10 protein-coding genes and 4 pseudogenes are annotated in these 9,794 nt (G+C 64.9%); 11 read left to right on the top strand and 3 right to left on the bottom strand.

Annotated elements, in window-relative coordinates:
- The 7 genes and pseudogenes from AB3G45_RS07390 to AB3G45_RS07360 form a co-directional block, all read left to right on the top strand.
- On the top strand, positions 1-244 hold a 244-nt coding region (locus AB3G45_RS07390; protein WP_367829966.1), incomplete at its 5' end, for a hypothetical protein.
- Positions 241-1,270, top strand: a pseudogene (locus AB3G45_RS07385) (polysaccharide biosynthesis protein). The gene AB3G45_RS07390 and the pseudogene AB3G45_RS07385, both read left to right, overlap by 4 nt.
- Positions 1,249-2,394: an NAD-dependent epimerase/dehydratase family protein gene (locus AB3G45_RS07380; protein ID WP_367829965.1), complete on the top strand. Its 1,146-nt coding sequence runs from the start codon at positions 1,249-1,251 to the stop codon at positions 2,392-2,394. Before AB3G45_RS07385 ends, AB3G45_RS07380 begins: the two are co-directional and overlap by 22 nt.
- 188 nt (positions 2,395-2,582) lie before the next feature.
- A pseudogene (locus AB3G45_RS07375) lies at positions 2,583-2,823 on the top strand (UDP-N-acetylglucosamine 2-epimerase); the annotation flags it as partial.
- 22 nt (positions 2,824-2,845) lie between these two features.
- Positions 2,846-3,295 (top strand): annotated as a pseudogene (locus tag AB3G45_RS07370) (UDP-N-acetylglucosamine 2-epimerase); the annotation flags it as partial.
- 91 nt (positions 3,296-3,386) lie between these two features.
- Positions 3,387-3,557 carry a hypothetical protein gene (locus tag AB3G45_RS07365; protein WP_367829964.1) on the top strand — a complete coding sequence of 57 codons (171 nt, stop codon included), beginning with the start codon at positions 3,387-3,389 and terminating at the stop codon, positions 3,555-3,557.
- A 100-nt stretch (positions 3,558-3,657) separates the two neighbouring features.
- Positions 3,658-4,404, top strand: a complete 747-nt coding sequence (locus tag AB3G45_RS07360; RefSeq protein WP_367829970.1) for a sugar transferase — start codon at positions 3,658-3,660, stop codon at positions 4,402-4,404.
- Between the two features lie 41 nt (positions 4,405-4,445).
- On the opposite strand, the pseudogene AB3G45_RS07355 reads toward AB3G45_RS07360, so the two are convergent.
- Positions 4,446-5,063, bottom strand: a pseudogene (locus AB3G45_RS07355) (NAD-dependent epimerase/dehydratase family protein); the annotation flags it as partial.
- 53 nt (positions 5,064-5,116) lie between these two features.
- Between AB3G45_RS07355 and AB3G45_RS07350 the strand changes: the two are divergent.
- Positions 5,117-6,349, top strand: coding sequence for a glycosyltransferase family 4 protein (locus AB3G45_RS07350; RefSeq protein ID WP_367829963.1), 1,233 nt, complete (start codon positions 5,117-5,119; stop codon positions 6,347-6,349).
- Here the strand turns inward: AB3G45_RS07350 and AB3G45_RS07345 are convergent.
- On the bottom strand, positions 6,346-6,939 hold the full coding sequence (locus tag AB3G45_RS07345) for a transglutaminase-like cysteine peptidase (protein WP_367829959.1): 594 nt from the start codon (positions 6,937-6,939) through the stop codon (positions 6,346-6,348). The genes AB3G45_RS07350 and AB3G45_RS07345 overlap by 4 nt on opposite strands.
- Positions 6,940-7,277: 338 nt before the next feature.
- Here AB3G45_RS07345 and AB3G45_RS07340 point away from each other — a divergent pair, with 338 nt between their 5' ends.
- The 3 genes from AB3G45_RS07340 to AB3G45_RS07330 all read left to right on the top strand — a co-directional run bounded on the left by AB3G45_RS07340 (position 7,278) and on the right by AB3G45_RS07330 (position 9,086).
- Positions 7,278-8,021 (top strand): SDR family NAD(P)-dependent oxidoreductase, encoded by a 744-nt coding sequence (locus tag AB3G45_RS07340; protein ID WP_367829960.1) that lies wholly within the window; start codon positions 7,278-7,280, stop codon positions 8,019-8,021.
- Positions 8,022-8,150: 129 nt separating this feature from the next.
- Positions 8,151-8,564 carry a response regulator transcription factor gene (locus tag AB3G45_RS07335; RefSeq protein WP_367829961.1) on the top strand — a complete coding sequence of 138 codons (414 nt, stop codon included), beginning with the start codon at positions 8,151-8,153 and terminating at the stop codon, positions 8,562-8,564.
- Between the two features lie 81 nt (positions 8,565-8,645).
- Positions 8,646-9,086, top strand: coding sequence for a hypothetical protein (locus AB3G45_RS07330; protein WP_367829962.1), 441 nt, complete (start codon positions 8,646-8,648; stop codon positions 9,084-9,086).
- Positions 9,087-9,309: 223 nt separating this feature from the next.
- Here AB3G45_RS07330 and AB3G45_RS07325 read toward each other — a convergent pair whose 3' ends face one another.
- The gene (locus tag AB3G45_RS07325; protein ID WP_367829962.1) at positions 9,310-9,750 is read right to left on the bottom strand and encodes a hypothetical protein; all 441 of its coding nucleotides are present in this window, start codon (positions 9,748-9,750) and stop codon (positions 9,310-9,312) included.
- Positions 9,751-9,794 lie beyond the last annotated feature (44 nt).

Here is a 9,794-nt window from a genome sequence, read left to right as displayed (position 1 = left end):
GCGACTTCTGCAAGGATTCCCCTGGTATTTCGATCCCGGCTCACCCGTCGACGCAGCACGCGTCATTGCCGGTTTCCTGCGGTCCGATCGCGATGTGGCCCGGCTGGAGGCGGCGCGCAGCCACATTCTCTCGCTCCCCAGCGCGCGTGAGCGGCCATTTCCTATCTGGCGTGGGTGGAACGCCTGCCTCACCGGTGCCGCACAGCAGCGGCTCGACGCGCTTTCTCCAATGAGGTCCCCATGAAAAACGAGTGCGTTCTCATCACCGGCGGCACTGGGTCCTTCGGCAAGACCATGCTTGCCGATCTCCTGCGGCGCGGCTGCGGGGAGGTCCGCGTCTTCAGCCGTGACGAGGAGAAGCAGGATATGCTGCGCAACACGCTGCGCAGCAGCAACGTGCGCTTTCTGTCGGCGATATCCGCGACCGCGAAAGCGTCAACCGGGCGATGGCCGGGGCCACCCGCGTCTTTCATGCCGCGGCGCTGAAGCAGGTGCCGTCCTGCGAGTTCTTCCCGCTGGAGGCGGTGCGCACCAATATCCTCGGCTCGGACAACGTCATCCAGTCGGCCGTCGCCGCGGGCGTGCGCTCCGTCGTATGCCTCTCCACCGACAAGGCCGTGCTGCCGATCAATGCGATGGGCATCTCGAAATCGATGATGGAGAAGGTGGCCTCGGCCATCGCCCGCTCCATCGGCAGCGCCGCGCCGACGACCGTCTCCATCGTGCGCTACGGCAATGTCATGTATTCGCGCGGCTCGGTCATCCCGCTCTTCATCAACCAGATCAAGGACGGCAAGCCGGTCACGCTGACCGAACCGGCCATGACCCGCTTCCTGATGCCGCTGCGCGATTCCGTGGCGCTGGTGCACCATGCCTTCATCCATGCCCGGCAGGGCGATCTTTTTCATCCGCAAGGCGCCGGCCTCGACGATCGCCGATCTCGTCACGCGCTGGCAGGGCTTTTCGGCGTGCCGGACCACCCGGTCGAGCAGATCGGCTGGCGGCATGGCGAAAAACTCTATGAAACGCTCGCCACCGCCCAGGAACTCGGCCGCAGCGAGGACATGGGCGACTATTACCGCATCCGCCTGGACGACCGCGACCTCAACTACAAGGCCTATTTCACCGAGGGAGACGGGGAAACCGCGCACCACGAGGACTACACTCGCACAACACCGAGCGGCTCGATATCGACGGGGTCAAGCGGCTGCTCATGAGCCTGCCGGAAGTGCGCGCGGAGGTCGAGGCATGGAAAGGGCAGGCCGCATGAGGATCGTCGTCACCGGCGCCGGCGGCCTGCTCGGCCGGCACGCCGCCCTCCGGCTGCATGCGGAAAATTGCGCGCCCGCTTCAAGGGCGAGGCGGAGCCCTTCGATCTCGTGCCGGTCGACCGCCGCCGCCTTCGCCGATCCGTCGCGCCTTCGCGCGGAGCTCGCCGGCGCCGGCGCGGTCCTGCATTTCGCCGGCATCAATCGCGCGCCGGATGAAGAGGTCGAGCACGGCAACCCGGCCATCGCGACGGCGCTCGTGTCGGCGTGCCGCGACGCGGGCGTCGTGCCGCACATCGTCTACGCCAATTCCACCCATGCGGGCGGCGATACGCCCTACGGTCGCGGCAAGCGCCGGGCGGGCGAGATCCTCGCCGGCGCGGGCGGCGACTATACGGACCTGGTCCTGCCGCATATCTTCGGGGAGGGTGCACGGCCCGACTACAACAACGTCACCGCCACCTTCATCGACCGGGTGATCGGGGGCGATATGCCGAAGGTCAATCCCGATGGCCGGGTGGAACTGCTGCATGCCGGTGCCGCCGGCCGGGCCGCGATCGACGCCGCCCTCAGCGGCACGGGCGGCCGCATCGCGCCGCAGGCCCGCCCCGTTGCCGTCCCCGATCTCCTGGAGAAGCTGCGCGGCTTCCATGCGGACTATGCCGCCAACGTCTTTCCCGACCTTGCCGATCCGTTTCGATCTGGCGCTGTTCAACAGCTATCGCGCAGCGCTTCCATCCGTCCGGCTTTCCCCCGGCCACTGAAGCTCAACGCCGATCCGCGCGGCACGCTGTTCGGAGGCGGTGAAGGGCGGCGGAGGCGGCCAGACCTTCCTGAGCTGGACCCAGCCCGGCATCACGCGCGGCAACCATTTCCACTCTCCAAGGTCGAGCGCTTCCTCGTTCTGGAGGGCCAGGCGGCGATCCGCATCCGCCCGGCGCTCGCAGGGGCGTGTGGGAATACCGAGTCGACGGCGACGCGCCGGCGGTGGTCGATATGCCGACGCTTCACACCCACAGCCTCGAGAATATCGGGCAGGGCCGGCTGCTCACCCTGTTCTGGACGCACGACCTGTTTCGATCCCGCCGCCCCCGACACCTATGCCGATCCCGTCCTGGAGCCGTAAGATGCAGAAACTCAAGGTCATGACCATCCTCGGCCACACGCCCGAGATCATCCGCCTCGCCCGCGTCATGGCGCGGCTCGATGCGCATGCGGACCATTGCCTCGTCCATACCGGGCAGAACTACGACTACGAACTGAACGACGTGTTCTTCGAGGATCTCGGCGTGCGGCGGCCGGATCATTTCCTCGGTGGCGGGCGGCGGTACGCTCGGCGAGACGCTGGGGCGGATCCTCACGGGCAGCGAGCGGGTCATTGCCGGGGAACGGCCGGATGCCGTCTTGATCCTCGGCGACACCAATTCTGCGATCTCGGCGAATCATGGCGCGACGCATGAAGGTGCCGGTCTACCATATGGAGGCGGGCAACCGCTCCTTCGACCGCAACGTGCCGGAGGAGACCAACCGCAAGCTGGTTGACCATATCGCCGATTTCAACCTCGTCTACACGGAACATGCCCGTCGCCACCTCCTGTCGGAAGGCATCGCGCAATCGCCGCATCCATCTCACCGGCTCGCCGATGCGCGAGGTGCTGGACCATTACCGGCCGCGCATCGGGGCCTCCGACATCCTCGACCGGCTCGGCCTTCAGCCGCGCGGCTATTTCATCGTCTCGCTGCATCGCGAGGAGAATGTCGACAGCAGCCCCCGGCTCGCCGCGCTGACGGCGACGCTGAGCGCGCTTGCCGCGCGCTACGACATGCCCGGTGGTGGTCTCCACCCATCCGCGCACCCGCAAGCGGCTGGAGGCGCTGGGGGCGGGCGGACACGGATGCGCGGGTGCGCTTCCTCAAGCCCTTCGGCTTCCACGACTACAACCATCTGCAGATGCGGGCCCTTCTGCGCCGTCTCGGACAGCGGCACGATCGCGGAGGAATCCTCGATCCTCGGCTTCCCGGCGATCACGCCCCGTGACGCCATCGAGCGCCCGGAGGCGCTGGACGCGGGCGCGATCCTGATGGACGGGCCTCGCCCCCGACGCCATCCTGCACGGCGTGGAAGCCGCGACCGCCTTCTTCGCCGAGCGGGAAGCCGCCGGCATCCCTCATCCGGTCCCGGCGGATTATTGCATCGCCAATACGTCCGAACGGGTCGTCAGCCTCATCCTCGGCACGGCGAAGCTTTCCAACGCCTGGGACGGCATTCGCGAGAACGATCTAACGTGAGGGCAGGGCGCCATGTATGGAAACCACGGCAAGCGGCTGTTCGACGTCCTTCTCGCCCTTCTCATCGCGCCGCCGGCGGTGCTGATGTGCCCTCGGCTGCATCGTCGCCATCCGGCTGGAAGGGACGGGGCCTGCGATCTTCCGGCAGGTCCGGGTCGGTCGCGGGCGGCGGCCCTTCGTGCTCTACAAGCTGCGCACCATGTCCACCGGAACAGGCGACCGGGCGAGCCATGAGGTCTCCCCGGCGCACATCACCCGCGTCGGCCATATCCTCCGGCGCACCAAGCTGGACGAGCTGCCGCAGCTTGTGAATGTCCTCCGGGGAGACATGAGCTTCGTCGGCCCGCGACCGTGCCTGCCGGGCCAGGTCCTGCTTGTCGAGGAACGCGACCGTCGCGGCGTCTATGCCCTTCGTCCCGGCATCACCGGTCCGGCCCAGCTCGCCGGGATCGACATGTCGACGCCGGTCGAGCTGGCCGAGGCGGATGCGGCCTATCTCGACCGGATCGATCTCGCCGGAGACCTGAAAAGCATGTTCCTTACGGTATTGGGCCGGGGCAGCGGCGATGCCGTCAAAACGCGCCTGACCTCCGCCGCCAGGAAAGCGAGGCTTTCCGGCATCCGCTCCGCCGGCCGCCAGCCGAAGTGGCGTTCGAGACTGCCGTCGTCCGCGGCCTTGAGGCGGTCGACCGCTCCGCTGACAAGCTCCGGACGCCCTGCAGCCGCGCCGGCCAAGCGCAACCAGGAAAGCGGAAAAGGCACCAGGCGGGCCTTGCGGCCTGTCACGCCTCCCATCATTCTGACAAGATCACGGGTCGAGACGGGCGTTCCGTCGCTCGGCTCATAAGCCCTCCCGGCGGCCGAGGTCCATGCGGCGTCGTCGGCTGCCACCATCGCTTCCATGAGCGTCACGAGGTTGTGCAGCGAGATATAGTGCCGAGGGGCCGTGGCGGAGCCGAGGGGAAGGGGTATTCCCTTGTCCACAAGCCGGGCCAGCATCCCCATGCTGTTTCGCATGCCCGGGCCATATACGGCCGGCGGCCTCAGGAGGACGACCTCGTGGTTTTCCCGCGGCAGACTGAGGAATATCCGGTCGGCCGCGGATTTCTCCCTGCCGTAACCGCGGGCATTGCGAGGCTCCGTCTCGGCAATGCGGGCGGCAATCGAGCTGCCGACGAGCACACGGCGAATTCCCGCGGCAATGACGAAGTCCCGCAAATTCCGTGCTATCCTTTCGGTTTCCGATGGCCCACTCGTCACCGGCGCGGCAGCGGGCCGCACGCGCGCTGCCAGGGCGACGACCGTGTCGACGCCAGTGCCGAGCGCTGGATCAAGGGAGGTCGCGGCGAGGTCGCCGGTGCTGATCCATGCGGCCTCCTCCAGCCCCTCCGGCTTCCGGCTTCTATAAAGGGCAGAGACGCGATGCCCCGAAGCGAGAAGTCTCCTCACCAGGACCTGACCGATAAAGCCGGTTGCCCCTGCAACCAGTACATGCTTTGGGTGCATAGGGTCCTCATTTCCCGTTTTTGGATTTATGCGTTTTCCCGGAAATTATTTCAATGAAAATACTTTTTGTATCCCAGTATTTCTTTCCGGAGCAAGTTTCCAACAACCGGATGGCGGAGAACCTTTCGAGGAACGGTCATGTCGTCAACGTATGTTGCGCTGTTCCGAACTACCCTGCTGGGGACTTCCTCGATGGGTACTCGAACACTGCGAGACGGGAGGATCAATTCGGAGATGTGAAAATCAGAAGAGCTTGGACTATCCCGCGCGGCAAGTCTAAGCTAACGCTGTTGCTCAATTATCTAGCCTTCCCCCTGGCCTCCAGTATCGCTATTCTGACACGCAAACAGCGGCCGGACGTCGTATTCGTAAGCCAATTGTCGCCCGTATTCATGGTGATACCGGGGATTGTCCAGAAATGGAAAACCGGAAGCGGCCTCGTCTACTGGGTACAGGATATCTGGCCGGAAAGCGCGACGATCACCCTTGGCATCCGCTCGAAAATCTTCACGGCGATCCTGAACGCGATCTGCGGCTGGCTCTACCGGCGGGCCGATATCGTTCTCGTGCAGAGCGCGGGCTTCATCGAGATGATCGCCCGGTTCGGCGTCCCGCGCGAGCGCATCCGTGTCCTGTCCAATACCGCGCCGGCGCTCTATCGCCCGCTCGCCCCGCAGGACGCCCCGGAACATGCCGCCGCCATCCCGCAGGAGGGCTTCCGGCTGATGTTTGCGGGCAATATCGGCGAGAGCCAGGACTTCGACACGCTGGTCGCCGCCGCGGCCCTCCTCAGCGACCGGAAAGACTTGCACTGGATCGTCGTCGGCAGCGGGCGCGATGAGGAGCGTGTCCGGGGCCTTGTCCGGGAAAAGGGGCTGGAGGACAATATCCGCTTCCTGGGGCGCTATCCGGAAGAGGCCATGCCCGCTCTCTTCGCCCATGCCGATGCCATGCTGGTGAGCCTGAAGGATACGCCGATCTTCGCCTTGACGGTGCCCTACAAGACGCAATGCTACATGGCCTGCGGCAAGCCGATCGTCGCTTCGCTGAACGGCGAGGGGGCGCGTATCGTCACCGAGGCGAAGGCCGGAATTTCCGTTCCCGCAGGCCGGCCGGGCGAACTTGCCGATGCCGTCGTCCGGATCATGAACAGCACGCCGGACGAGCGGGCGGCCTACGCTTCAAATTCCAGGCGGTATTTCGAGGAGAACTATGCATCCGCCAAGGTCTATGGCGACCTCGAGCGCGCCCTGGAGGACGCCGCAAGCGGTCGTCCTCGATCCTAAAGAGCATGCCACAGGCGGGGGTTCTCGGCGGACTGGATCTTTACCCAGCTGAGGTTCACACGCTGCCAGCTCTTGATGGCGGAGGTGCGGTTGTCCAGAACCAGATCCCCCTTGGAGGTCTTCACGACCAGGACGGCATGCCCTTCACCCGAGGCGGTGCGGGTGACGGCGATCCGGAGGGCGCGGGGCGACCAGCCGAGCGAAATCAGCTTGCGGCGCTTCGTCAGCACGAAATCTTCGCAATCGCCCTGGGCGACGTCGGCTTGCCAGCTGTCGCGGCTGCCGGTCTCGTTTACCGGACGGATCGAACGGTTGACCTGGCTGTTGACGCGGCGCAATTCGTGTTCGCTGCGAGCGGTGAGCTGGGCGATGGGCGCGCCAGAGGCGTGCGTGCAGTCCGCCGGGTTTCTGCTGCAGAATTTGATGTAGGCAAAGGGGGCGAGCGTCGCCTGGCGTGCGACGAGATACTGCACCCCGGAATTCTCGCGGAAGTCCCGTGCCATGCTGCCCGGCCCGAACGCGGCCGCGCTCTGGACGCTCACCAGGAGCGACAGGGTCGATACAGCAACAGTTGCGATCTTCTTGAACATCTGACATTCCCCGTTCGGTGCCGGCCGTAGGCCGTCTTTTCGAATGCACGCCCGGTCCTTGCCGGGTTCGGAAGGGGCTTCATGCCGCGGCGGTCTGTCCACTGCCGTCCGATACCGCTCTTCTACGTCACGGCCGATTGCAGGCCGCTTAAGCGGAAACCGACAATTTTATCGATAGTGCATTTTCGTTCGCAATCGCGTTTTGCGTGCGGCCGGCGGGGCGAGCGACCCGCGGGCACCATTCGGCAGGTCGAGGAACACATGTTGTTCCGCGCCGCCCGCTAATCCCGTTCCCGCCGGGTGGTTATCTCCTGCCTATCGAAACGGAGTTCGGAAAAATGGGTTCTTTAGAGGGCAAGGTCGCCGTCATCACCGGCGGCAATAGCGGGATCGGCAAGGCGACCGCACGACTTTTCGTAGAGGAAGGCGCGCAGGTCGTCATTACGGGAAGGCGGCAGGACGTCGTCGACGATGCCGTGCGCGAGATCGGCGCGGGCGCGAGCGGATTCTGCGGAGACGTCGCCGATATCGATTTTCACACGCGCCTGGCGGCGGACGTCCGCAGCCGTTTCGGAGCCATCGACATCTACATGGCGAATGCCGGGATTATCAATCTTGCGGGGTCCCACACCGTCAGCCCGCAGGAATACGACCGGCACTTCGCCGTGAACAGCCGCGGCGTCTTCTTCGGCGTGCAGGCGGTCGCGCCCTTGATCCGTGACGGCGGCAACATCATCGTCACGAGCTCGCTTGCGGCAACGAAGGTCCTTCCGCACCATACCCTGTATGCCGGCACCAAGGCCGCTCTTGCCGCCTTTGCCCGCAACTGGGCCGTCGAATTCCGGGCGCGGCATATCCGCGTCAATATCCTGAGCCCCGGCCCGGTGGAGACGGAGATCCTCGGCAAGCTGGGGATTGGCGAGGCGGATCGGCCGGCTCTCGATGCGCATATGGCGAACACCATCCCCGCGGGACGTTACGGCCGGCCGGAAGAGCTTGCCCGCGCGGCACTGCTGCTGGCGTCGAACGATTTCGTGAATGGCGTGGAACTGCATGTCGACGGCGGGATGTCGCTGGTCTGACCGGCGTCGCTTGCGCAGGACCGGTCGATGCGCCGCCGCGTCGACCGGTTCCTTGTAAAACCTTCGTATAGGTATGGGCGGGCTTTTGCGGTGCTATGATCGAACTTGGTCGCCGGATGCTCTGGTCGGTTGGCACCGCTGGAATTTCCCTGGAGGAGTTCGCGCAAGCCTATGCCGGCAGCAACACGGAAAACAATCGCTATCGTTGACGATGATCGTCTCCTTAGGGAGGCCCTTCAGGATCTGCTGGAGGCGGAGGGGTTCGAAAGCCATCTCTATGCCTGCGCCGAGGCGTTTCTGTCGCAATTCGATGCCCGGCCCGTGGATTGCATCGTGGCGGATGTCAGGATGACCGGCATGTCGGGCATCGACATGCTTGGCATCCTGCAGGCGAAGCCGCATTGCCCCCCGGTCCTCATCATGACGTCCTATGGCGATGCGAGAATGGAAGGCCGCGCGCTTTCCGGCGGAGCGACGGCGTTCCTGGCCAAGCCGCTCGATAGTCGGAAGCTCATCGCCTGCATCCGGAAAGCCGTGGCCTGACGCGTCACTAAACCTTCGTTTGGGAGGTGCCGGTGACCATGCGGTGCTAGCCTTCGTGCCGGTCAAACACAGGAGGCAGAAATGCAGGCGATCAAATATCTCGTGCTCGCGATGGTGTGGTTCAACGTCGTGTTGGCGGGCTGGCTCTCGATCCACATGCTGTACGATCCGGAAGGGTGGTACTATTTCGTCCCCGGCGTCACCGATACGGGCTTCTTCAACCAGCACTTCATCCGTGACATCGGGATCATCCAGGGATTCGTCGCCATCGCGTTCGTTCTCGGCCTTTCCCGCAAGGAAAGGCGGGTCGAGCTGTGGTCCGCCGCGACGCTCTGGCTGATCGCCCACGGGGCGTTCCATATCTGGGAGGTGATCGTCGGGATCTGCTCCCCGTCGGTCATCGTCCGAGATTTTCCGGCGGTCAGCCTGCCGGCGGCTTTCGGGATCATCGCGACCCTGTGGGCCTGTAGCCGGCGGCAGCGTGCTCCGCTTTCCGTGCCGGCGGCATCGATCGGCCTTTGACCGGCACTGTGCGGATAAAACCATGGTTTATGATCCCTCCCGGCGGGAACCGTGATAGATTGGACGCAGTGCATATGCGCGCACGTACCGCCATCGGCCGTGCCGTCCCCTCGCGGGACGGCACGGCCGATGGCGGTACGTGCGCGCATATGCACTGCGTCCAATCTATCACGGTTCCCGCCGGGAGGGATCATAAACCATGGTTTTATCCGCACAGTGCCGGTCAAAGGCCGATCGATGCCGCCGGCACGGAAAGCGGAGCACGCTGCCGCCGGCTACAGGCCCACAGGGTCGCGATGATCCCGAAAGCCGCCGGCAGGCTGACCGCCGGAAAATCTCGGACGATGACCGACGGGGAGCAGATCCCGACGATCACCTCCCAGATATGGAACGCCCCGTGGGCGATCAGCCAGAGCGTCGCGGCGGACCACAGCTCGACCCGCCTTTCCTTGCGGGAAAGGCCGAGAACGAACGCGATGGCGACGAATCCCTGGATGATCCCGATGTCACGGATGAAGTGCTGGTTGAAGAAGCCCGTATCGGTGACGCCGGGGACGAAATAGTACCACCCTTCCGGATCGTACAGCATGTGGATCGAGAGCCAGCCCGCCAACACGACGTTGAACCACACCATCGCGAGCACGAGATATTTGATCGCCTGCATTTCTGCCTCCTGTGTTTGACCGGCACGAAGGCTAGCACCGCATG

The organism is Shinella sp. S4-D37 (genome assembly GCF_040812195.1).
Lineage (GTDB): Bacteria > Pseudomonadota > Alphaproteobacteria > Rhizobiales > Rhizobiaceae > Shinella.
This window is presented reverse-complemented; position numbering and strand designations above follow the sequence as displayed.